Origin of the sequence: Chitinophaga ginsengisoli (assembly GCF_003014595.1) — a bacterium.
GTDB classification, from domain to species: Bacteria; Bacteroidota; Bacteroidia; order Chitinophagales; family Chitinophagaceae; genus Chitinophaga; species Chitinophaga ginsengisoli.
Map to the genome: position 1 here is coordinate 66,748 of NZ_PYGK01000013.1, position 23,990 is coordinate 90,737.

Genomic DNA, 23,990 nt, shown 5'->3' on the forward strand with positions numbered 1-23,990 from the left:
AGGGACCATTTCAATTTTTGTTCCTACTTTTACGCCAGCATTCAAACGATAGGTAAATTGTCAAATTCATCCTTACCAGAGGAGCGGGAACTATTACGGCAGATAGCCAGGGGTGACGAATCTGCATATACACTTGTATTTAACCATTACAGTAAGCAGGTGTTTAACGTGGCCATGCTTTATCTGAAAGACACAACAACAGCACGGGAGGTCGTGCAGGAGGTTTTTCTGAAAATATGGCTGAAGAGAGAAACTATGCCCACTGTGGAAGACCTGACCGCCTATCTTTTTATCCTGACCCGCAATCATATATATGACAGTTTCAAAAAACAGGCAAACCTGGTAAAAGCCCTGGATCATTTCAGTCAATACCAACCCAGCGCAGTAGACAATGCCGATCACCGGCTTCAGGAGCACCAATATGACCATCTCCTGGATAAAGTGGTATCCAACCTTCCCCCTGAACGAAAAAAGGTCTATATCGCCCGGAAAGAGGGCATGAGTAATGAAGAGATCTCTGTCCGGATGAATATCTCCATCCATACCGTTAAGAAACAAATGCAGCTGGCTATGCAGACTGTCAGAAGCTTTGTAAAAGAGCAACTCCATATATAATTAGTGGTCTGAAAACGGCCACACCTCTTCTAAGTACCTGAATATCATTCTAAAAAAATTTCTTACCCCAATACTCCTTTCTTTTTCCCCGGTCGTCTTTATTGCTGTATCAACCAGTGCCAAACGAATCGTCTATGACAATACCTGAAATAAAGCGATTACTTGATAAGTATAAGCGTAACGAGATCAGTGAGGAAGAATATCTCTTACTGATGCAGGAAGTCGCGGACGACGTCCACACATCTGCTATCAAGGCCGATATCATGGAGGCGTTATACGGGAAAGTTCCCGGTACGGGATTAGGAGAGTACGCATCATCTGCGATGCTGACCGGTATTTTCGAGGCCGGCGCTGCTGATGCTCATCGCTTACGGGTAGTAAGGCGCAGAAGGCTGGTATACGGTTCCCTGGCTGCTGCAGTAGTAGCGGGTATGATTGCCACCGGTGTTTATATCTCGCTGCCAGGTAAACAGGCAGCCCCGGTAGCTGCTATACATCAAAAGCCGCTGCTGCCCGGCTCTGACAAAGCAATGCTCACCCTGGCGGATGGTTCTGTCATACCGCTGGATAGCGCTCAAAACGGCGCGCTGGCCCAACAGGGTAATACGCAGATCACCAACAGGAACGGAGCCCTCAGCTATAACGCTGCAGGCCAAACCGGCGAGGTGATGTACAATACAGTAACGACGCCTCATGGCGGCCAATACCAACTGACCCTGGCAGACGGCAGCCGTGTATGGCTGAACGCCGCCAGCAGCATCCGTTTTCCCACGTCCTTTACCGGCAGGGAACGGGTAGTGGAAATCACCGGAGAAGTCTATTTCGAGGTGGCGCAACAGGCTGAAATGCCTTTCCGGGTGAAAGCAAATGATGTGCAGGTGAATGTTTTAGGCACCAGCTTTAACATCATGGCCTACTCTGACGAACAGGCCATAAAAACTACCCTGGTGGATGGTGCAGTGCAATTGAAGCACGGCAACAGCACCAGTGTATTAAAACCAGGATTGCAGGCTACCCTGTCGGCCAAAGACGATCATTTTGTGATCGCTGCGGCTGACATGGAACAGACGCTTGCCTGGAAAGAGGGCAAATTCCGCTTCAGGAACACGAATATACGGACCATAATGCGGCAGCTGTCGCGCTGGTATGACATCGAAGTAAGCTACCAGGGAGATGTGTCCGATATAGACCTGACAGGTGTTATATCCCGGAGGGAAGAAGCCGGTAAGCTGTTAAAAGCACTGGAGGCTACCCAAAGGGTACAATTCGAGGTGAACGGGAACGATGTGACCGTAAGACCCTGGAAACAGCAGTAAAAGCCCTTAGGACCAAGGGGGACAACGATTATGTAAAAACTAAATTTTCCAGTTATGACCACGTAAAAAATTCACTGTCAACTTTAGGTAGAAAGCCGGATCCCGACTGCCATCGGAACCCGGCATAGATTGGCTACCAATTTCCTTAACGTTTGAAAATCGATTATTAAGCCAAGAACACAAAAGTATGGAACTACGCGAGACATGCAAGGCCTATCCAAGGAAGGGCTTCTTGCACAGTAAATTATTGTTGGTTATGAAATTAACTGCCATCTTAACACTGGTGTTCTCTCTTCATCTGAGCGCCAGGTCTTATTCCCAAACCGTCACGATCACAGGTAAGCACCTCGCCCTGTACGACATCTTCAACAGTATCAGCAAGCAGACAGGTTATGAGTTTGTATATGATGAAAAGCTGCTGCAGGGTACCGGTGCTATAGATATCAATTTAAAATCAGCGCCCCTGTCCGATGTACTGGACAAATGCCTGAAGGACAAACCTCTCTCCTACGCCATCCTGGACAAGATCATCGTGATCCGTCCGAAGGCAGTGAAAAAAGAGACGCCTTCCGCCATCCAGCCAGCAGCTAAAGTGGAAGGTACTGTGGTGGATGCTGCGGGTCAGCCTCTGCCCAACGTGGCTGTTCAGGTAAAAGGCACTACCCGCGGCGCGCTGACTGACGAGAAAGGACATTTCTCCCTCCAGGCAGAAAGCACGGACGTACTGGTGTTCAACTATGTCGGTTTCGATAAAAAAGAAGTGACAGTAGGCGACCAGACCAATATCCAGGTTACCCTGACCGAGTCCAACAAACAGCTGAACACTGTTGTGGTAACGGCGCTGGGTATCAAAAGGTCTGAGAAATCCATCACTTATGCTGCTCAGCAGGTAAGCGGTGTGGAACTGACCAAAGCCAAAGATCCGAACCTGATCAATACCCTGAACGGTAAGGTAGCCGGTCTTAATATTTCTCCCAGTTCTTCTGGTGTGGGTGGTTCTGCAAAGGTGATCCTGCGTGGTGCAAAATCAGGTCTGGGAAGCAACCAGGCGCTTTATGTGATTGACGGGGTGCCTATGAACAACTCCCTGACATCACAGCCTAACAGCTCTTTCGGTGGTAGCGGCGCTTACGATGGCGGCGACCCGATCTCCAACCTGAACCCGGATGATATAGAAAGCATTTCTGTGCTGAAAGGTGCTTCCGCTGCTGCTCTTTATGGCAGCCAGGGCGCCAATGGTGTGATCCTGATCACCACCAAAAGTGGTAAAGCCGGTCGTACGGTGATCAATTTCTCTTCCGGCCTGACCCTCAGCAACGTGGCTTACAAACCTGAGTTCCAGAACAGCTACGGTCAGACAAATGCCACCAATACACAAAGCTGGGGCAGCAAAATATCTGGTGCCAAAGACAACCTGTCTTCTTTCTTCCAGACAGGCCAGAACCTGACCAACTCTATCAGCCTGGCAGGTGGCAGTGATAAAATGCAGACCTATTTTTCATACGCCAATACCACTGCAAAAGGTATCGAGCCTACGAACAAACTGTCCCGCAACAACATCACCTTCAAGGAAACAGGACATTTCCTGAACGACAAACTGACGGCTGAAGCGGATGTTAACTATATTAATCAGACTATCGACAATACGCCTTTAAGCGGTTTCTATTTCAACCCGCTGACTGGTCTGTACCTCTTCCCCCGCGGAAAGGATATGCAGCCTTACAAGGATCAATTTGAAGTATTTGATCCTACCAGGCGTCTGATGGTGCAGAACTGGCCTTTCAATGAAGACGTTCAGCAAAACCCATGGTGGATCCTCCATCGTGATCCGAACTCCCTGGACCGCAATCGTTTGCTGATGAACGCCAGTCTGAAATACGACGTGAACAAATGGCTCAACATCACCGCCCGCGGAAGCATGGACAGGATCAATGATGTGTATGAGCAGAAAATATATGCCGGTACCATCCACGCCCTCTCTCATGCCAACGGTGTATACGTATACAGCAATACTACCACCAATCAGCAGTACGGCGACCTGTTAGCCAACTTCGACATACCTGTAAACGATAAGATCCGCATTACCGGTGTGCTGGGTGGAAGCATCAGGGACGTAGTGACCAAAGGTGAGAAATTTAACTCCGGACAGGATGGTCTGAACATTCCGAACCTGTTCGTGATCCAGAACTTCAAGACCTTCAATCCGCTGAACTCTGGTACCCTGCAGGAAAACCACAGCCAGGTACAGTCCGTTTTCGGTAGTGCGAACATCTCCTACAAAGACTGGGCATACCTGGACCTGACCGCACGTAATGACTGGGCATCTAACCTGGCCTTTACGCCTTCCGGTTCTTACTTCTACCCTTCCGTAGGTCTGAACGTGATCCTGAGCCAGGTAGCGAAACTGCCTGCATTCATCAGCTTCGCCAAAGTGCGTGGCTCCTTTGCACAGGTGGGCAACTCTCCCCTGGCTTATCAGTCTAATCCAGCTATATATAACTTCAGCGCCGGCGGTGGCTTCAGTCCAAACACCACTGCTCCTTTCACTGATCTGAAACCAGAAAAGACCAACTCGCTGGAGTTCGGTACAGAATGGCATTTCTTTGAGAACAGGCTGAGTGCAGATGTGACTTATTATAAGACCAACACCAAGAACCAGACTTTACAGATCAGGGCTCCGCAGGGATCTTTCTACGATAACTTCTTCATCAATGCCGGTAATATCCAGAATCAGGGTGTGGAAGCCATCGTACGCTATGATGTGCTGCGCGATACCAAACTGAAATGGAACACTGGTCTTAACTTCTCTACCAACAAGAATAAGATCATCGAATTGTCTCCTAACGCTCCTGAGTTTACACTGAGCGGTGCATCCGGATCCAACTATGTATCTAAATTCAAGGTAGGCGGTTCCTTCGGAGACATCTATGGTAATGTACTGCAGCGCGATGCACAGGGCCGTATCATGATCGATGCAAACGGTAATCCTATCAAACAGGGTGGTGAATTCGTATTCCTGGGCAACTCCAATACCAAATGGCAGCTGGGATGGAACAACAATCTGCAGTATAAAGATTTCAACCTGTCTTTCCTGATCGATGGCAAATTCGGTGGTAAGGTAATGTCTATCACCCAGTCCGTGATGGACCAGTACGGTGTATCCAAAGTGAGTGGTGACGCACGTGATGCAGGTGGCGTAGCGGTGAATGGTGTTGATCCGAACGGCAATGCAGTATCCAAAGTAGATGCACAGAAATGGTATTCTACTGTTGGCGGTCGTGAAGCTGCTTCCGGAGAGTATATGTACAGCGCTACTACCGTACGTTTACGTGAGGTAGCACTGGGTTATACCATCCCTGTAAAGAGCACCAACTTCGTGAAAGCACTGAAATTATCACTGACTGGACGTAACCTGGTGTATTTCTCCAAGAAAGCGCCATTCGATCCTGAGTTGACCATGTCAACCGCTAACGGTCTGTCAGGCGTGGACATCTTCATGCCTCCTGCTACCCGCAGCTATGGTCTGTCACTGAATGCTACTTTCTAATCATTGTTGCCATTAAACTGAAGAAAATGAAACGTTACTATATAAAGAGCATGTGGGCTATTGCAGCAGCAGTATTGCTGGGAGCCAGTGCCTGTACCAAGAACTTTGAAGTATATAACCAGGATAACACCGGCATTACACCGGACGATCTGAAAGGAGATTTTAACGACATCGGCGCTTTCCTCACAAGGGCACAGCGTTCCATCATCAATTTTTCCGATGGTGGAGATCCTAACTCTTACCAGTTACAACAAAATCTGAATGCTGACTGCTATTCAGGCTATTTTATGTCGCCTAACCCATTCAACGGCGGACAAAACAACCTGTCTTACTCCCTAATAAACGGATGGAATGGTGAGCCTTTCAAAGTAGGTTACCTGAACGTCATGGCTTCTGTAAACAGGCTGCGCAGAAATGGTGTTGATACTGCTTACCCTGCAGTATGGGCAGTAGCCCAGATATTGCAGGTAACCGGTATGAGCCGTGTTACTGATATCTACGGGCCGATTCCTTACAGCCAGGTAGGTACCAGCAAAAGTGCTATTCCGTACGACAGTCAGGAGGATGTTTACAAACGTTTCTTCCTGGAACTGGATAGTGCAAGCAACAACCTACGTGCCCAGATCAACGGTAGCTTAAAGCCATTACCTTTCTCCTTTGCCAGATTCGATCTGGTATATGACGGAGATTCCACCAAATGGCTGCAATATGCCAATAGCCTCCGCTTACGCCTGGCTATGCATATTGTGAAGGTTGCACCGGCACTGGCACAGCAACAGGCTGAAAAAGCCCTGGACCCTGCCAATGGAGGTGTAATCACCAGCAATACAGGTAACATGAAGGTAAAGGTGCTGGGCGCCGGCTTCAGTAATCCGCTCGTGTTTATAGCACAGAACTGGCTGGATATCCGCATCGGTGCTTCCATTCAGGCTTATATGAGCGGTTACAACGATCCGCGCATCGGTAAATATTTTGACAAATCCACCGATACCACTTTCCCATCCCGGTATCAGGGCATCCGCATAGGTTCCATCAATGGTAATGTGTCCAAGGGAGACTACACCGGATATTCTTCTCTGAACCTGACGAACGGTACACCTTCCTTCTCTATCACCACTCCTGTGCAGATCATGACCGCAGCAGAAGTATACTTCCTGAGAGCAGAAGCAGCGCTGCGTAACTGGGCAAATGCAGGTGGTGATGTAGAGACGCTCTACAACAAGGGGATCACTACCTCTATGGAACAATGGGGCGCAATTCCTGGCGCTTATCTTACTGACAATACCAGCACCCCTGCCGGTTTTACAGATCCGAAGAACGCTGCGAACAATGCGCCTTCTCCATCTGCCATCACCATCAAATGGGATGATGCCGCCACTCCTGCTGCAAAAATGGAACGTCTCATTACACAGAAATGGATCGCTATGTTCCCTGAAGGACAGGAAGCGTGGACAGAATTCCGCCGTACCGGTTATCCTAAACTCTTCCCTGTAGTGAACAACTTCAGCGGTGGTGTGATCAGCAGTGCTGTCCAGATCAGGCGTTTACCTTTCCCACAGAATGAGTATAACACTAATGGCGCGGAAGTAAGCAAGGCCATCTCCTTGCTGAAAGGTCCCGACAATGGAGCGACGAGATTATGGTGGGATGTACAATAATACTGATTGTTAAGACTGTCAATATTGTGAATGTATTAGTTATAAATGGAAACCAACAGTTGAGTATTAAGAATTACTGACTGGGCTAAAGAGTGAAGAATAGCAGCCGTCTCAATTCATTTTGAGGCGGCTGCTTTATTATACAGGTACACAAATGAAAAAGGCCCCCTTTCCAGGAGGCCTTTTTCATATATAATGGTTAACCTATTCTATGATCAGTGTTGCGATAGAATGTGGTAAACTGCTTACAGTCGCAGCTTCACCTTTAATCCACAATTTGTAAGGGATCTCTTTACCAGACATGTTCAACACCACCACGGCAAGCTTACCATCTTTATTAATGAAAGCGGTTGTTTGCAGGTCTGTTCTGTTAGAAGAAGCGATTACACGTTTTGCACCCGGACGGATGAATTTAGAGAAATGTCCCAGGTAATAATAAGCATTAGTGTAGATCAACTCTCCCGTTTTTGTATCAGCATGTACCGGTGCAAAGCAGAAGTTACCAACGTGGTTAGGCCCACCATTTTCATCCAGCAGGATGTTCCAGTCTGTCCATGCAACAGTACCATTATTGAAGTCATTCACCATAGAATGACCATAACGCTCACCGATAAACCATTCATTGATACGCTCGCGTTTGAAAGATTCGATACATCCTTCTGTGAAGATCAGGTTCTTATCGGGGAATGTTTCTGCCACCCGACGTACGTTGTCAAACATCATGGAACTGCCGGTCCAGGTTTCATACCAGTGGTAACCGATACCCCATACATATTTTGCAGCAGCAGGGTCTTCCAGGATGGTGCTGGCGCGCTGATACACCTGGTCGCGGTTATGATCCCAGGCGATCAGTTTCTTAGAAGCCATTCCCTGTTTTTGCAAGGTAGGCCCCAGGTAACGTTTGATGAAATCTCTTTCCTCTTCGGCGGTATAGTTGCACGACTCCCATTTCTGTTTTGCCATCGGTTCATTCTGTACAGAAAGCCCCCATATAGGAATACCCAGTGACTCATACGTTTTGATAAACTTCACAAAGAAGTTAGCCCACGACTGGTAGTACTGTGGTAACAGCTTACCGCCATGCAGCACATCGTTGTTATCCTTCATCCAGCCCGGAGGGCTCCATGGGCTTACATATAATGGTAGTTTACCACCTGCAGCGCTGATAGCTGCTTTAATGAAGGGGATGCGGTATTGCATATCATGTTCTACGCTGAATGTTCTCAGCAGGCTATCATTCTCCTTTACATAGCTATAGGTATCACTGGAGAAATCGCAGCTCTGTATATTAGTTCTGGCCAGTGTATAACCGATACCATTCACCGGATCATAATAGGCTTTCATGAGTTCTGCCCTTTTCTGATTGGGCAATTTAGCCCATGTTTCAGCAGCAGCATCTGTCAATGCACCACCAATTCCCATGAATGTCTGGAAACGTTTTGCAGGATCTACGAAGATGCACACCTCTGTTTCCAGTGGCTGTTTCGCAGGTGCAAAAGACAAGGTGCCTGTTTCCGTCAACCGCAGTTTGGTATTTTCTGCAGTGGTATACACCGTAATACCTTTGCGTGTAGTGGAATCCTTTCTGTTAGTCAGGGCTTCGCTCTTCGCGTAGCCGGTGTAAGCCACCAGTAACAGCCCTATCAATGCGAACTTTCTCATGTATAAATATGCTATTAGCGTTTACCAGATATATGTAGCTACCGCACCAGTGGTCAGGGTACTGGTCACTACTTTTCCTTTGTATTCGATATTGAATGTCTGTGGCGTGGTCCCATTATTTACGACGATCAGCACTTTTTTACCATCAGGGGTTTTAAACGCCACATTGTCTAACCCGTCTGGAATGTTGGAAGCGACCCTCACCGAACCCGGACGTACAAATTTTGAGGCATGGCCGATGATATAATACGCAACGTTACGAATTACGCCGGAACCAATTGTCAATGCACCCAGGCAGGTACTACAACCACCGTCTGTATGCGGACCATAGTTAGGATCAGCAGCCAGGTTCCATTCCAGTACATTACGACACCAGTTGCGGGTAGCGCCAATGATCAGGGTACTGACATGCCACTTCAGGTCATTTCCGAAGTTGCCGGGGCCACCTACCCATTGTTCTGTGAAATAAAGGTTCTTTTCAGGGTAAGCGTCGTGCAGCTGCGTCAGGGCGGTGATGCTGCCACCATACAGATGAAAGGCCGAACCATCTACATAAGGATAAGCAGCTGCATCGCTCAGGATAGCGGCAGGATACTCAGGCTTGTCTGCATTATGGTCGTATACGATGATCTTTGTGGTAAGACCAGCTGCTTTAAAAGCGGGCCCCAGGTGATTCTTTACGAAGTCAGCCTGTTCAGTGGCCTGCATGACCATACTGGGGTTGTTACCACCGTGCAGAGGTTCATTCTGGGGTGTAATGGCATCAATCGTGATACCTTCTGCTTTCATCGCCTGAATATATTTTACAAAATATAAGGCATAGGCAGCATAGTATTCAGGTTTGAGGCTACCGCCTTTGGATGCATTGTTTGTTTTCATCCAGGAAGGTGCTGACCAGGGTGATCCCAGGATCTTAATATTGGGCGCCAGGGCCACTATTTTCTTCAGTACAGGCAGGAGGTCTTTCTTTTCCATGTCAAGGCTGAACTTCGTCATATTGACATCTGTTTCTCCTGCGGAAAGATCATTATAGGTGAAAGGCGCCGCACTCAGGTCAGAAGCGCCAATGCTCACGCGCAGATAGCTCACGCCGATATGCGTACTATCTGTCAGGAACAGTTCTTTCAGCAATGCATCCTGTACATCGGCAGAAAGAGAATTGATCAGCGTAGCGCTGCCACCTGTCAGGCAATAACCAAAACCATCTATCGTCTGATAAGCCTGTGCGTCATCTACCTTAATATCAGGATATATATTGGTGGTGTCTTTAAAGAGCAGTTTTACGGGTTGTTTTTTTAAAAGCACTGTTTTATCTCCGGTCGTCAGCCACATATTTACATCTGTGGTATCTGACATGGGTGGGTCAACAGTGGGGTCAGGAACTTCCCCCCCATTATTATTCTTGCAAGCTGCAAAGGCAATCAGGCCTGTCATCAGTAATAGGGCCAGGCTGATCGATGTTTTATTACGGAATCTCATTTTTCAATCATTTTATACACTCTTACATAATCCACATCCATTGATACCGGATAAATGGACTCATCCATACCCTGTGCACCGCCCCAATCACCACCGACAGCAAGATTCAGCAGGAGATGGAATTTCTTATCGAAAGGCCACACTTTATACCCTTTTCCTTCATTAATAAACTCAAAGATGAGCTGATCGTCGATATAACCACGCAGGGCATAAGGCGTCCAGTCCATTCTGTACACATGGTATTCGGTACTGGCGTTCTGTATTTTCTTAACGCTTGTTTTCTGTGTGTTTATTCTGAAATAATACGCTTCTGTATGTGCGCTGATATGGATCACATCCTGATCATAGCCCACATGCTCCATAATGTCAATCTCTCCTGATTTCGGCCAGTCTCCATAAGCCCAATCAGTAGGCAGCATCCAGATGGCAGGCCAGGTACCTTTACCGGCAGGCAGTTTTGCTTTGATCTCAAAGCGGCCATACAAGAAGTCACCCTTTCCTTTTGTTACCAGTCGTGCGGAAGTATAGTTACGGTTTTCCTTCACTTCTTTCCTGGCCGTGATGGTCAGTTTGCCGTTGGCGACCGCTGCATTGTCGGCGCTGTTGGTATAATATTCCAGCTCGTTGTTGCCCCATCCCCCACCACCGATATCGTATCCCCATTTGGTATTGTCGGGCAGCCCGGTATTATCAAATTCATCTGCCCATACCGGGGTTGTTTCAAACGCCCAGTGTTTGTCTACAGGCCCCTGTGGACTTACAGGATTTGTCGTAGTATCGTTGTCTCCTTTTCCTGAGCAGGAAAGGATATTGAAGCCCAGCAGCAGGAAAGGAAGGTATTTCAGTGTTTTCATACGCGCGCTTTTATAGATAAAAAATTAGGAATTGGGACCAGGAACCAAGCGTGGACACACCCTATTCCCGATCCGCAATTCCTAATCCAAAATTAGTGCTATTTCTCTTCCAGGAATTTCACATCGTCGAAGTTGATACCGCCGGCGCCTAGTGTACCACCAGAGCTACCCGCTTTGATCACAATGTAAATGTCTCCTGCCTTAGTAAACGTCATAATACCATTTTTATCTTTACCGGAACCGTCACAACCAATCTTGGCAAGATCGTTGTCAAACGCTACGGCGCCGCAGCCAGACCAGGTGTTCAGCGAAATAAATTTGTTTCCGCTATAGTCGGAACCCTGTTTAGGTACGGCGGCATCTATATACACCTCAAACCAGGAATTGGTCGCACCACTACCCTGTACGTGTCCTGAGAAAACGTAGGATTTACCTGTCTTTACAGTTACCTTCTGATAGATAGCACCATTGCTGTTGCCGGTATTGCTGAATACCATTTTTCCATTCTCTATTTTGATACCTGTCTGTGTACCTCCGGTGTTCAACACTGTCCAGAATTGTTCACTACCCGCTTCCATATTACCACCTTGCAGGATGTCCTGTGTTTCGGCATTCTGGGCGATGGTGATTTCCTTCGCTGTTTTTGCATATCCACCACTGGTGAATACGGTAAACTGGATCTTATATTTTCCAGCCTGGAAAAAGCTCAGGGTATCCGTTTCCCGTTTGGATTTATGTCCTGCGTCGTCAGTCCATTCAAAGAGGAAACCTCCTTGTGTTGTATTTTTCACAACGATCTTATTCGGATTGCCATTCAGTGGTTCAGCCGTGAAAGACGCCGTAGGCAAAGGTCCCAGTCCTTTGTCAGATGATTCCGGAGTACAGCCGGATGCCGCACCAGCCAGTAGAGCGGCCATTGAGATAGTACGTGTATGTTTTATAAACTGAAAGTTCATTTGTGCTGTTTGTTAGATCATGAATGCTGTTAATACGCTTATTTCCACTCAGGATTTTGCTGGAGTTTTGTATTCTCCAGTTCCAGTAACGGAATAGGCAGTACTTCGTGTTTGCCTGTTTTGAAACCGCGGTCACCCAGGGCAGCTGCAGCTCTGCCGGTACGTACCAGGTCAAACCAGCGGTGACCTTCACCAGCCAGCTCAAGGCGTCTTTCTTTGAAGATATTATCATCAGTTGCCTCGATAGGATTGAGGCCTACGCGTGCACGTACAGCGTTTAATAACTCATACGCACGTGAACCTGCACCACCGCTCTGACCGGATTTAACCAGCGCTTCTGCTTCCATCAGGTAAGTATCTGCCAGACGGATCTCATACAGGTTCTGCGGGAAATTCAGTTCCATATTACCAGGACCGGTAGATTTATCACTGACTTTCGCGGCGAATTTATTCAGGAACCAACCGGTATCATCATGTCCGGGAGAATAGCTTGCAATTCCGTTTGCCTTCAGACTATCCATATTTAAAACGGTAGCGTTATAACGCGGATCGAAGTGAATAGCATCAAACAGGCTCTTGGTTACTACCAGGAAGCTCCAGCCAGATACCATCTGTGGTGCTTCAGGTTTTATAGCAGTATAACCTCTCGGTCCTACCATGATGTTCAGCACATTACCTTCAGTACAGCCTACACACCCCCAGGCACCGCCCGATTTGGAGCTATATGCTGCTTCAAATATTGATTCACTATTGAATTTATTGGCGTTGAATTTCCACAGGTCAGCGTAGTTGGCCAGCAACTTATAACCATATTTTGGGCTTGTCTGTCCGGGTGTACCGTTCACCTCTGCCAGTTCTGCAGCAGCTTCCGCCCATTTCTGCTGGTAGAGGTATACTTTACCCAATAGTGCATGTGCAGCACCTCTTGTGGCGCGTCCACCAAGAGAATCTACCGGCACCTGATCAGGGAAGTTAGGCTCTGCAATAGCATCCTTGATATCCTGAATGATCAGGTTGTATACATCAGCAGGAGGCGACTGTACCACATTGTACATTTCTGAAGCAGATACGGATGTGGTCAGCAAGGGAATATTTCTGAATAAACGTACCAGGTCGAAATAGAAGAATGCGCGGAGGAATTTACATTCCGCAACAAAACGTTTCTTCAGGTTGTCATCCATCGGCACATTAGGCAGCTTGCCTAACAACGTGTTTGCACGGAAAATGCCAGCATAACCTTTTTTCCATAGCTCTTCCTGAGGGCCCTGATCGGGAGCGAGGGTATACTTTGAAAATACCTGGAAGGCCGTTACATCACTCGCGCCACCACCACCGGCCAGATGGTCATCGGAACCGGCATCCATAGCACCTACTTTAGTGACATAACCACCACCCTGCCAGCCTACTACATCATATACCGCTACCAGGCCATTAAAGGCTTCTGTTGCATTACGGTAATAGTTGGCTTCGAGGTCAGTACCTATGGGTTGTATTTCGAGAAATTTATCGCTACAGCCGGCGGTCAGGTTTAATCCGATGGCCATGGCTATTATATATGGAATTTGTCTTGTTTTCATCTTGTTATCAGCTTTAAAAATTAGAACGTAGCATTTACACCTACCATAAAGGAGCGGGCCTGCGGATAGATACCTCTGTCTATACTGAATACGCCGCCACCAATTTCAGGATCGTAACCACTGTATTTGGTCAGGGTCAGCAGGTTTTCACTCATCAGGTAAACACGGAATTTCTCGATGTATGCTTTCTTCAACAGGGAAGCAGGCAGGCTATAACCGATCTGCAGGGATTTGATCCTTGCATAGTTGCCACTTTCCAGGTAGAAATTGGATGGATTGGTGAAGTTGTTGTTATCGTTACCTGGTTTTGTTGTCAGACGTGGATAGTCGTTGCTAGTACCTGGACCTGTCCAGCGACCCAATGCTTTGGTCTGCCAGTTAGCGACCGGGATATCCAGACGGCGCAATCCCTGAAAGATCTTGTTACCAGCTGCACCCTGTACGAACAATACCAGGTCAAAGCCTTTATAACCGGAGTTCACGGTAAAACCATATGTCCAGCTTGGAGTAGGATTGCCCAGGAACTTACGATCGCCTTCATATTCTATTTTGCCATTACCATCTAAATCTACCCAACGGAAATCGCCAGGTACGGCATCAGGTTGTATTTTCTTTCCGTCTTTGTTTACGTAGGCATCTACTTCCTGCTGTGTCTGGAAAATACCATTGGTCTGGAAACCGAAGAATGAACTATATGCCTGTCCAACGGCAGTACGTGTGATTGGTTTGCTGGTAGACTGAATGGATTCTCCGCCGGATAGATAGGCAATATTACGACCAAGGTTGGTTACCTTATTCTTCAGGTAGGAAACGTTACCGTTGATACCGAAATTAACGTCGCCGAATTTCTTACGATAACTTAATTCCAGTTCCACACCTCTGTTTTCCATATCAGCCACGTTAGCTGCAGGATTGGAGATGGCGCCCACGTAGAACGGGATACGTGGATACTGCAGGATGTCTTTCGTTGCCTTTCTAAACAAGTCGAATGACACTGTAAAGTCGTGTAGCACGGTTGCTTCAAAACCGATGTTTGTCTGGCTGGTGGATTCCCATTTCAGATCAGGGTTTGGGGGCGCGTTGGGGCTGTTACCAACCGCGTATGAATCACCGGTTCCAAAGCTATAACTTCTGCCTCCGCCAATGGTAGAAAGATATAAGAGGTCACCGATATTGTCATTACCTACCACTCCATAACCACCACGCACTTTCAGGAAGTTAATGACCGCGTTGTCTGACAGGAAACCTTCACTGGAGGCCACCCAACCTAGTGAGAAGGAGGGGAAGATACCATACCTCCTGTTACCACCGAAGCGGGTAGAACCATCACGACGTACAATGGCTTCTGCGAGATATTTTTCGTTATAGTTATAATTCAGACGTGCAAACAGGGATGAGAGCTTGTGATCGGAACTTTCACTACCGCTTGCATCTTTCTGGGTTGGCTTTACTGTATACTTGAGTGATGCTTCTTTCAAACTGGTTACTGGCAGGTCATAATAGGTCACAGAACTTGACCTGGTATGATTATCAACATATGCGCCCTGTCCTAACAGTAAAGTTATGTTATGCTTACTGATTGCCTTAGTATAGGAGACCGTATTTTCCACATTCCAGTTAAAACCGTTGTTATAGGCACGGTTAAAGTTGTTACGGGAAGAGATGGTAGATGAATTAAGATAGGATAAGGGAGTAAACGTTTCACTTCCCCAGAAAGCGATCTTGGAGCCTAAGGTAGAACGTATCTTCAGGCCCTTGATTGGTGATATTTCCAGGTAGGCGTTACCTACGATATTATGAGACCAGTTATATCTGTTGTCTTTGCGGGTAGCGATATATGCAAGCGGATTGGTAATCTCCTGGAATACTGCCTTCGACAGCCCATAATAGTGCCCATTTGCATCTTTCGGTACTGTTGGATCATATGTTGCTGCAACCGCAGGATCGGTTATAATAACCGGAGTTATTGGATCCAGGTTGATAGCAGATGCCAGCGGACCGCCAAATTCACTGTTAGTGTTGCCAAGACCGATAGACTTCTCATATGCATAACCTACGTTCTGGCCAAAGGTTACCCACTCAGACAGTTTATGTGTAGAATTCAGACGGAAGTTAATACGCTGATATTTCGAGATGTCACTAGCCACAATACCCTCCTGGTTCAGATAGCCGAAGGAAGAGAAGAAGGTAGATTTCTCACTGCCACCGCTAACGCTGATTTCATGATTCTGACGGATAGCATTGTTGTTGAAGATCTGTGCCTGCCAGTCAGTACCCTGTCCTAAAGATTGCGGATCGGCATATTTAATACCTTCCCCGCCAGCCATAGACGCCTCGTTAACCAGGGTGGCGTACTGCGTGGCATTCAGCAGTTTCAGCTTACGTGCAGGAGCGGAAGTACCATAATAGCCATTGTAGTTCACGTTCAGCTTTCCGGCTTTACCTTTCTTGGTAGTGACCAGGATAACCCCTGCCGCAGCACGTGCACCATAGATAGCCTGGGAGGCCGCATCTTTCAGTACTTCGATAGACTCGATATCGTACTGGTTGAGATAACCAATACCACCGTTATCCACCACAACACCATCCACTACCCACAGCGGATCGTTGTTGTTGAAGGTGGTAATCCCTCTTACTCTTACAGAAGATCCTGAACCTGGCTGACCAGAGCTGGAAGCGATGGTAACACCGGAAGTTCTACCCTGCAGCGCGCTTTCAACACGGGTAATGGACTGGCTTTCCAGGTCGGAAGCTCTTACGCTGGTGATAGCGCCGGTTACGACACTTTTTTTCTGTACGCCATAACCCACCACAACGGTTTCGGTCAGAGCAGTTTCAGCGCCTTTCAATCTGACTGAGAGGTTACCGTTACCTATAGCCTGTGTATAAGTCGTAAAGCCGAGGGCGCTGAATACCAGTGATCCATCGGCAGGCGCTTTCAGTTTGAAGCGACCGTCCGGATCAGTAGCAGTACCGTTGGTACCGTTCTTTACGCGAACGCTTACACCGGGAACGGGGTCTCCTTTTTCATCCGTCACCCTTCCGGTCACGTTGATGGTCGTATCTGCCGCAGATTTGTCTCCCGGCAGGCTTTTTACGATGATGCGGGCACCATCAATAGTATAGGCAAATGGTTGATTGCTAAGGCAGATATCAAGCACCTCTTTTACGGTAGCGTTTTTAATATCAATAGTTACAGGATTGGCCGTTGCGAGTAATGTTTCATCATATACTATGGAAATTCCTGCCTGACGTGCTACCTGGCGAAGCACCTTCTTAAGGGGAGCCCTCTTTTCAGATATAGAGATCTGTTGCGACACCCCTTTTGCGCTGATCTGCAAACAAACCACTAGCAACAAAAAGGTGGTCAGTTTCATAACGGTGACAATTTTGGCTGGTAGAGGCATCTGCGCACAGAAAGCCCTACCACTAAAGTTTAAATGCATACTTTTGTAGTGTTTGGGAATTTAGAAGATCAATAGTTATTAACGTGACGTGGTTTTTCAGAATGTCCCAGACAAATCAGCCGGAAGTGTTGCAAGCGCTTCCGGTTTTTGTTTCATAGGACACACTGCTTCTTTAATTAATTTGTTTCAGTTACTAACTCCATAACGTAATCATTTTTACTTGAATAATTCCCTGTCTGTCTTAACGTGGATTCAGTACAGTACAGGCTTTACTTTCCCGATGTAACAGTTAGTTTTCTTCCTGACAGTGAGAATGTAGATCCATTTGCTTCCAGCATATGCAGAATATCAGATAAAGGTAAGCTCCTGCTAATACGTCCCCCAAAGAGCCGTTCATTTCCCGTCTGGTTGTAACTAATGTCAATATCATACCACCTGGCCAATTGGCGTAAAATGGCCCCGAGGCTGGCGTTATCAAATTCAAAAAAGCCTGTTTTCCAGGCAATCACCTCGTCAACATCTGCGGTCCGTACTACCATGCTACCTGTAGCCGGATCCACAATGGCCTGTTGTCCTGGTTTCAGTCGTTGTTCTGTTGTCCCGTTCTTTACGTTTACGAGTCCTTCGACTAAGGTCGTATTGATACTCTTTTCGTCGGCATAGGCCATTATATCAAAGCTGGTACCCAGTACCTGCACTTCAAGGTTGTTCACTTTTACGAAAAATGGCTGGCGGGCGTTAGGTGCCACTTCGAAGTAGCCCTGTCCCTGCAGTTCCACCTCGCGGCGGTCGCCATTAAAAGCGGTGGGATATCTCATACTGGAGGCCGCATTCAGCCATACACGACTGCCATCTGGCAGTACGATATGGAACTGACCACCTCTTGGTACAGTCAGCGTATTATAAACAACGGCGTCACTGTTACCCTGTACAGCGTATTCCAGCTGTCCGTTCTTCTGGCGAACAACGGTCTGTCCCTGGTTGATCACCTGATTACCGGCACTATCCAGCGTTACCACATCGCCGTTTGCCAGTATCAGTACAGCTTTATTAGTACCTGGCGCAATATCTCCGGTATCAGCCAGCGCATTGTTACTTGTGGTAAACGTCTTGCGGGACGAGACACTGCTTATATAATAGTACATACCGCTTCCAAGCAGCAGCACTATTACAGCGGCAGCCGCCCAGCGTATACGGGTACGCTGCCGGAATTTCACTACTTTCTCTCGGGATATGTCCTGTAAGAGTCTTGTTTCCATCCTGTCGCTCACTTCAGAAGGGATCTCATGGTGTTCCCCCATGGTCTTTTGGAACTCCTGCTGCATGGCTGCCAGCAGGGAACGGTGTGAACCGGTCGATTGAAGCCAGGCGTATAATTCCTCGATTTCGGCCACAGTACACTGGCCGTCAAGGTATTTTTGCAAAAGTTTTTCGTTGTGGTCCGTGGATGATGACATAAAATAATGAGCACCTTTTGCGGGTACTGTATATATTATCCGCAAATGAGGAATGAGGGTACCTCTGTCTTAAAAAAAAATTAAAGAATTTTTCCGGCAAGGTAAATGGCGAGCAGAATATCGCCGTGCCGGTGCACATAATCGTATATGAAACGCATGCCCAGGACCATATGTTTTTTAACGGCATTCCTGGAAATACCCAGTAAAAAAGCTACTTCGTCATAACTTTTCCCCTCCTGCCGGCATAATCTGAAGACGTTCAGCCGCTGGGGAGGCATCCTTACCAGCGCTTCCTGGAATAAGCGTTCATATTCCTTCGCCCGTACCGCCTGTTCCGGCTGTGTACCGGCCATTTCATCCAGCTGGCTGTATAACTGATCTCTGAGAACTTTATCGGTGGCTAGTTTGTCGATCGTCTTTATAACATGGTTCCTGGCGATCCTGTATAAATATCCTGTAAAGGACAGCTCCGGGTTGATACGGTCCCTGATCTCCCATACCTTAAGGAATACATCATGTACCAGATCTTCTGCAAGCGAAGGCACCTTGCAAAACCGTAATACATAGATGTAAAGAGAGGCGTGATAGTGCCGGTAGATCATCGTGAACGCAGACTCATCTCCCTGCTTCATCCTTAACAACACCTCTTCCTCGGATGGCATACGATCCATATCAATTGTACATTAGTAGACCCCCTAAATGATGTAAATCTAAAAAAAAGTGGTAAATGTACAAATTAGGTCGGATTTAATGTGGAAGGCGCTGGAAGGGTATTTTTTACGCGTCTGTTGCGGGTTTTCAGAGTTGTAAATATTTCTACATAATTTATTTGCGCAATTGAAATAAATGTTCATATATTTGCACCCCCGACGAACGGGAAGGATCAGTAGTTCAGTTGGTTAGAATGCCGCCCTGTCACGGCGGAGGTCGCGGGTTCGAGTCCCGTCTGGTCCGCTAAGAGGGACAAATCATCATCAGTATGATTTGTCCCTTTTTCGTTTTCGGGGGAATTGCCCGATAGATGGGCTATCCGGGAGAAAATTGTGTTGACTTTGGGAGTTCGAAATGCCTCATTTTTGCGATCATACACGATTCCATCAGAAAATAGGAGTTTCTGGAGCTTTCTTTGGTATCTGTATCGCTGATATTCCATACTATAGGGAGTCTGGAAGAAAGTATTAGAGCCTGTTCAATCGCTTCTTCGGGGTTCGAAATGCTTTGCGTGCATTTGGCCAATTGCTTTAACATATTTTCCTGCTCCTTTATATAACGGGGGATGATATTTATCATGATGAAACTTTCACATCCGTCTTGGTACTTTCATATGTAAAATTTAACGTTCCAGAAGGCTATTATATTGGTTTATTATTGGGATACAAGACCAAGTAGCACTATTGCATTTGATTTCAATCAAACTATCTACAATGCCTGAAGTTGCACTTCATTTTGAACCTCAACTTCATTTGCAATCCTAATTTCTTCATAAATATTGATGTTTATTTCAGCACTTAAAATTTCGAAACTTACAACAATAGAATAAGGTATTTCTTTATCTAAATCCTTTTCCCATCCTTTATGCCCCCTTACAGCAACCATAAATTCGGAAGGCAATTGGTTGGATTTCTGAATACACCAGTCTTTTTGCACAGTACTATCTTGTCTTTTTACTCCCTTTATTTTTCCATCCGTCCCTTTAGCTCCAATTGACCAATTAAATGGACTATTGTTCTGTTGACCAGCTGCCACCTCTGCTATCTCAACTGCATTCTCAACTTGCTCATTAACATCATTATTATCATCTTCTTCTAAAACAGAAAGTATACGTTCTTTAAAAGATTCCAAGTTCTCATCCATACGCGAAACTTCCCAATCCAACCAACAAGAAAGGTAAGATTTAGTCTTACGCCTTGTAATTCTAGGAGCAGCTTTATAAGACAACGTCACCTCCACTAACACATCAAAATCATAACCAGGTCTGTTAATTTCTTGCGGTATTTTAATTAAGTATATATCTGCGTGTCTTGGGTTCACCTTCCCAGAATTATATAATGTCACCCTTCTACTTGAGTTATTAGTTGCACGATTAAGGTCAGGAATTCCATAACCAAAGTGCTTGATAAAGTTGGGAATATTCTGTGCTGCTAAAGGAATTCTGGCTGATTGGACTACCAAAGCTCTATATAGCAAACAACTTTCGTCCGGATATAACTGTTGTAATGCCGCAATAACATGAGTTACCTTTGGTGTTGTAAAAGAAGTTCCTACTACCTCTCGTCCAACAGCAGGGCCATTATCCCTGGTCGACCGAATTAGATTTGGGGAAGTTTGGGGATTGGAATTAACAATCGAATTTGTTGCCTTATCGATAACCATATCACCTCCATATTCCACAACATCTGGCTTAATCATCCCCCACAACCCCAACCCTGATCGACTAAAAGAAGACGGCAAATCTTTATTAGCAATACATTTTAAATCATTATCCTGAAAATCAGTATCTGAAATTGAACCGACAGTAAGAGCCAAACAACTATGTGCTGGAGCTGTAATCTTAGCCTTATCATCCACAAGAAAATCAGGGTAGTTATTACCTTGTACAATATAATTCTGAATTCCAGGAATGTTTGGATCTCTCGAATCTTTGGGAATATTTCCAGCTGCTATGCAAAAGATAATATCCTTTTCCCAAATCAGCTTATCAATGGTTGCAGCCCAGATTGGCATGTGTATATAAACTTCTGGCTTTTGCCTGGAGACTGATAAATTAAATATTCTGGTTGGATAAAATCTATCAACAATCAATTTCATTACCTCTGGCTCATTAATTAAGCTACTGAGTAAATTCTGATCATTCAAGATTCGGGCGTTCTGTATCCAACATGATGCTTGAATATTAGGGGGGGTAGAAGCAAACCCGTTAGGGAAAAGCACACTGCCTGCAACTCTCGTTCCATGGCCTCCACCATTAACTTTATCAAAAGTATCATTATCCCCTGGAACATAGGAAATTGACAAGGTATCATCAATGGCTGGAGCTAACAAACGGTGCCCCTCCTGAATTCCACTATCAATTACACAAACTGTAGGAGCGTCATCCAATGGTGCAACTATTTCAAGTTCTAACAGGTTCTGTAATTCCTCTGTCCCCTGAAAACTTAGTAAAGGGTCATGTTCTTCAATATTAAAAATATATGGATAGTTTAAAGCCAAATCTTTAAGCCCAGCTCCACTTATCCTAATTTTACAACCAAATCCATCATCAAATTCAGCATATCGGCTAACATTACTTACAAATTCGGCATTGTATTGATTAATAATTCGCTCAAACCCATCTTCCCTTTCTCTTGCTAAATTATCTTGAGCAGTTTGCCAAGTACGATCGCGTTCTTTCCACCGTGCAACAGCCTGTTGATATCTTTCCTCTGTTTGGTCTGGGCCTTTTGTCGGATAGCCTGGCGTTCTTACATAACAAGAAATAGCAATATAAACTGTTACTTCCGCTTCATCTTGAATGGAATCCCATCTACTAATTAATCCCGAGGAGAGGACTCTTTTCAACCTTTCACTGGGATCTGATATTATCTTCAAAATACTAGCTGCGGAATCTTTAAATTTAGAACTACTTTCATTCAGAAATTGTTCAAGTCTGTTGGCAGCCAGCCTAAAATTATCCGAATTTGCCCCAATTATATACCCGTCTTCTTCTTCGGATATAATTTCAATTCCAAAGCTCTTTAAAGACTCTAAGTCTTTAGCCAAATCCAATTGAAGAAATACTGGAATAACATTTTCAGCAGCTAAAGGAGGAAGATTTTTCTCTTTCCTGTCAGCAAGGGTTGCCTGCCAGGAACTTCGGACTGTGTCAATTTGATCTGTGAGATTATCAAAATGCTGTTGTCGATGCTCTAGGTTATATATAACCTGATCACTTTTTTCTGATCCCCCTCTTTGAGGATTATAAGTTTTTCTTTCAATAACCTGGAATAATGGTAAATGCTGAAATTCAGGCATATTTATTTATCAATTAATAAAGCATTCTCTTTTAACGATAATTCAAGATGATTATGCTTTACCTCCTTCTCGCCTTCAATAATGGCTAATTTAGATGCATCTGTAGCTATTTTCACTACCGTTGCTGCAGATGTTCCCTTTAACGCATCAACAATTTGCTTCCATTGAATATTTCTGGCTAACGGTACAGAGGATAAAGTCTGTTGAAGAATTTTTAGAACTTGCTCGCTGGATGGTTTAGGCATCTCTATTATCTCATCAAATCGTCTAAATAACGCATGATCGATAATACCTTCAAAATTCGTCGTTGCAATTAAAATTCCAGGTGCATTATAATCTTCTAATAAATTGAGTAATAAATTCACTAGACGATGCATCTCTCCGACATCCTGTCCTGTAGCGGATCTAGCTTTTGCTATGAAATCAAATTCATCTAACAAAAGCACACAAGGGAACGATGCTATTGATTCAAAAAGGCTTTTTAAATTCGATGCGGATTCTCCAAGATAAGAAGATATCACTGCTTCAAATCTTACCTTCAAAAATGGCAATCCAACTGTCCAGGCAATCCTTTCCGCCGCCATACTTTTCCCACAACCGGGAGCTCCATATAAAAGTATCTTTTGCTTAGGTTTAAGCCCATAATGACCTAATCTATCTTTAGCAACAAATTCCTTCTCTATCCGCTGGATTTTTAATTCTGTTTCCTGAGGCAATACCATATAATGCCTTAAGGATTCTCGTTCAATTAAAGTAGCTAGGGGAATATTGTGTCTCTTATCCTTAGGAATTGAAACACCACTAGGCAAAAGTGATTTCAATTCCCCTCTAAAAGAAGAATAGGTGGAAATATTTTTTTGTAAAATTTCTTTTAAACGATTTGCCAATTTAGTATGACCTTTCTGTGTTTCGTCCAATATAATCTGTTGAGCGACCAGAACAATATCTTCTGATTGATCACCTTCTATTGAACGGAAAAGTCGTACTAATAAATCCTGATTCATACTAAAAATTACTAAAATATATCCGAAAAATGTGCAAATTTAAAATTTATTACTATAAAATGAATCGCGATTAAATTAAACCTAATACTGATAAGTATAATCCGGCATTTTAAAGTCTAACCTTTATAACATGTTACAATGCCCATTTTTGTGCAATGACAGTTATAATTGTTAAAATTTGTCTCGCAAGTTGATAAATTTGCTCTAAATCTTGAGCAAATTGGTTCGATAATTGTCCCTCGTAGCCTGCAAGGAAAATAAGAAGCTCACGTTAGGCGTGGGCTTTTTTATTTTGGTCGAGTTTCCTTCCTATATATCAAATCAATTTCCGCCTTCTATTTACAAAGATTGACAAGTTTTCAAAAATAAACATTTTGCTGACGTCTCCTTAGCCATGTATTATAAACAATTGGTTATCTGCGCAAAAAGAGTGCGCACATAGGTAGT

General features: G+C 45.3%; 14 protein-coding genes and 1 tRNA gene. 5 read left to right on the forward strand and 10 right to left on the reverse strand.

Translation table 11 applies throughout. The features are described from left to right. Window positions 1-57: 57 nt before the first annotated feature. From CLV42_RS24925 to CLV42_RS24940, 4 genes are all read left to right on the forward strand, one after another. Window positions 58-615: an RNA polymerase sigma factor gene (locus CLV42_RS24925; RefSeq protein ID WP_170117639.1), complete on the forward strand. Its 558-nt coding sequence runs from the start codon at window positions 58-60 to the stop codon at window positions 613-615. A gap of 134 nt (window positions 616-749) precedes the next feature. Then, window positions 750-1,931, forward strand: a complete 1,182-nt coding sequence (locus tag CLV42_RS24930) for a FecR family protein (protein WP_106604651.1) — start codon at window positions 750-752, stop codon at window positions 1,929-1,931. A gap of 256 nt (window positions 1,932-2,187) precedes the next feature. Beyond that, the gene (locus CLV42_RS24935) at window positions 2,188-5,478 is read left to right on the forward strand and encodes a SusC/RagA family TonB-linked outer membrane protein (protein ID WP_106604652.1); all 3,291 of its coding nucleotides are present in this window, start codon (window positions 2,188-2,190) and stop codon (window positions 5,476-5,478) included. 26 nt (window positions 5,479-5,504) lie between these two features. Beyond that, entirely contained in the window at window positions 5,505-7,136 is a 1,632-nt protein-coding gene (locus CLV42_RS24940) for a RagB/SusD family nutrient uptake outer membrane protein (RefSeq protein ID WP_106604653.1), read from the forward strand. Between the two features lie 204 nt (window positions 7,137-7,340). On the opposite strand, the gene CLV42_RS24945 is transcribed toward CLV42_RS24940, so the two are convergent. The 8 genes from CLV42_RS24945 to CLV42_RS24980 form a co-directional block, all read right to left on the reverse strand. After that, on the reverse strand, window positions 7,341-8,798 hold the full coding sequence (locus CLV42_RS24945) for a glycoside hydrolase family 30 protein (protein ID WP_106604654.1): 1,458 nt from the start codon (window positions 8,796-8,798) through the stop codon (window positions 7,341-7,343). A gap of 21 nt (window positions 8,799-8,819) precedes the next feature. Beyond that, complete coding sequence (locus CLV42_RS24950) at window positions 8,820-10,277, reverse strand: glycoside hydrolase family 30 protein (RefSeq protein WP_106604655.1); 1,458 nt, start codon at window positions 10,275-10,277, stop codon at window positions 8,820-8,822. Next, a complete protein-coding gene (locus CLV42_RS24955; protein WP_106604656.1) occupies window positions 10,274-11,131 on the reverse strand; it encodes a glycoside hydrolase family 16 protein in 858 nt (285 codons plus the stop codon). Before CLV42_RS24955 ends, CLV42_RS24950 begins: the two co-directional genes overlap by 4 nt. A gap of 98 nt (window positions 11,132-11,229) precedes the next feature. Next, a complete protein-coding gene (locus CLV42_RS24960; RefSeq protein WP_106604657.1) occupies window positions 11,230-12,087 on the reverse strand; it encodes a hypothetical protein in 858 nt (285 codons plus the stop codon). Between the two features lie 38 nt (window positions 12,088-12,125). Next, window positions 12,126-13,664, reverse strand: coding sequence for a RagB/SusD family nutrient uptake outer membrane protein (locus tag CLV42_RS24965; RefSeq protein WP_106604658.1), 1,539 nt, complete (start codon window positions 13,662-13,664; stop codon window positions 12,126-12,128). A gap of 20 nt (window positions 13,665-13,684) precedes the next feature. Further along, window positions 13,685-17,041: a TonB-dependent receptor gene (locus CLV42_RS24970; protein ID WP_106604659.1), complete on the reverse strand. Its 3,357-nt coding sequence runs from the start codon at window positions 17,039-17,041 to the stop codon at window positions 13,685-13,687. 299 nt (window positions 17,042-17,340) lie between these two features. Next, a complete protein-coding gene (locus CLV42_RS24975) occupies window positions 17,341-18,528 on the reverse strand; it encodes a FecR domain-containing protein (protein WP_106604660.1) in 1,188 nt (395 codons plus the stop codon). An 80-nt stretch (window positions 18,529-18,608) separates the two neighbouring features. Then, window positions 18,609-19,199: an RNA polymerase sigma factor gene (locus CLV42_RS24980; RefSeq protein ID WP_106604661.1), complete on the reverse strand. Its 591-nt coding sequence runs from the start codon at window positions 19,197-19,199 to the stop codon at window positions 18,609-18,611. A 209-nt stretch (window positions 19,200-19,408) separates the two neighbouring features. Here CLV42_RS24980 and CLV42_RS24985 point away from each other — a divergent pair. Further along, window positions 19,409-19,482 (forward strand) — tRNA-Asp (locus tag CLV42_RS24985). A 465-nt stretch (window positions 19,483-19,947) separates the two neighbouring features. Here the strand turns inward: CLV42_RS24985 and CLV42_RS24995 are convergent. After that, window positions 19,948-22,539 carry a S8 family peptidase gene (locus CLV42_RS24995; protein ID WP_106604663.1) on the reverse strand — a complete coding sequence of 864 codons (2,592 nt, stop codon included), beginning with the start codon at window positions 22,537-22,539 and terminating at the stop codon, window positions 19,948-19,950. A 2-nt stretch (window positions 22,540-22,541) separates the two neighbouring features. Next, complete coding sequence (locus tag CLV42_RS25000) at window positions 22,542-23,543, reverse strand: AAA family ATPase (protein ID WP_106604664.1); 1,002 nt, start codon at window positions 23,541-23,543, stop codon at window positions 22,542-22,544. Between the last annotated feature and the right edge of the window lie 447 nt (window positions 23,544-23,990).

Excerpts from the sequence above, each read along its gene's own strand:
- CLV42_RS24930 (WP_106604651.1), top strand. The coding sequence starts at position 750 with ATGACAATACCTGAAATAAAGCGATTACTTGATAAGTATAAGCGTAAC.
- CLV42_RS24935 (WP_106604652.1), top strand. The coding sequence starts at position 2,188 with ATGAAATTAACTGCCATCTTAACACTGGTGTTCTCTCTTCATCTGAGC.
- CLV42_RS24940 (WP_106604653.1), top strand. The coding sequence starts at position 5,505 with ATGAAACGTTACTATATAAAGAGCATGTGGGCTATTGCAGCAGCAGTA.
- CLV42_RS24945 (WP_106604654.1), bottom strand. The coding sequence starts at position 8,798 with ATGAGAAAGTTCGCATTGATAGGGCTGTTACTGGTGGCTTACACCGGC.
- CLV42_RS24950 (WP_106604655.1), bottom strand. The coding sequence starts at position 10,277 with ATGAGATTCCGTAATAAAACATCGATCAGCCTGGCCCTATTACTGATG.
- CLV42_RS24955 (WP_106604656.1), bottom strand. The coding sequence starts at position 11,131 with ATGAAAACACTGAAATACCTTCCTTTCCTGCTGCTGGGCTTCAATATC.
- CLV42_RS24960 (WP_106604657.1), bottom strand. The coding sequence starts at position 12,087 with ATGAACTTTCAGTTTATAAAACATACACGTACTATCTCAATGGCCGCT.
- CLV42_RS24965 (WP_106604658.1), bottom strand. The coding sequence starts at position 13,664 with ATGAAAACAAGACAAATTCCATATATAATAGCCATGGCCATCGGATTA.
- CLV42_RS24970 (WP_106604659.1), bottom strand. The coding sequence starts at position 17,041 with ATGAAACTGACCACCTTTTTGTTGCTAGTGGTTTGTTTGCAGATCAGC.
- CLV42_RS24975 (WP_106604660.1), bottom strand. The coding sequence starts at position 18,528 with ATGTCATCATCCACGGACCACAACGAAAAACTTTTGCAAAAATACCTT.
- CLV42_RS24980 (WP_106604661.1), bottom strand. The coding sequence starts at position 19,199 with ATGGATCGTATGCCATCCGAGGAAGAGGTGTTGTTAAGGATGAAGCAG.
- CLV42_RS24995 (WP_106604663.1), bottom strand. The coding sequence starts at position 22,539 with ATGCCTGAATTTCAGCATTTACCATTATTCCAGGTTATTGAAAGAAAA.
- CLV42_RS25000 (WP_106604664.1), bottom strand. The coding sequence starts at position 23,543 with ATGAATCAGGATTTATTAGTACGACTTTTCCGTTCAATAGAAGGTGAT.